The sequence below is a fragment of the Sphingomonas sp. CCH5-D11 genome, from assembly GCF_001557395.1.
Classification (GTDB): Bacteria; Pseudomonadota; Alphaproteobacteria; order Sphingomonadales; family Sphingomonadaceae; genus Sphingomonas.
On sequence record NZ_LSKH01000205.1, the window covers coordinates 1 to 457 of the forward strand.

At 67.0% G+C, this 457-nt stretch carries 1 protein-coding gene; it reads right to left on the reverse strand.

Annotated features, from left to right (window positions below; genetic code table 11):
- Positions 1-25: 25 nt before the first annotated feature.
- Positions 26-457 (reverse strand): conjugal transfer protein TrbF (gene trbF / locus AX702_RS12510; RefSeq protein WP_269450391.1); only part of this gene is annotated, 432 nt, incomplete at its 5' end.

The window sequence follows — 457 nt, forward strand, 5'->3', positions numbered from 1 at the left end:
GCCGCGCGTCGGATGGGTATGCCGGTCATTGCGACAGCTCCTTCGACCAGTTGAGGGCATTGACGAAGACGCCGAGCGGATTCTTGCGCAGGGCGTCGGGGGTGCGCGGCGGCTGGACGACGATGGTAAGAATCGCGGACCATCGTTCGGTGGCGGCAAGGCTGCCGTCCTGATAGCGGCGCTCGACCCAGGCGACGCGGAAGCTGTCGGGTGAGGCGCGGATGACACTCGAAACTTCGACCGCGACCTGTACCCGCCCGACATTGGCGAACGGGTCGTTGGCGCGTGCATACTCATTGAGCGCGAGCGCGCCGCGATCGGTCGTGAAGTCGTAAGCCCTGAGCCAGTTCTGACGGACGATGACCGGGTCGGCCGGGATCGCACGGACCTGCTCGATGAAGCGGGCGAGATGGAACGCGACTTGCGGATCGGTCGGGCGGTAGCCGGCCTCGGCGGG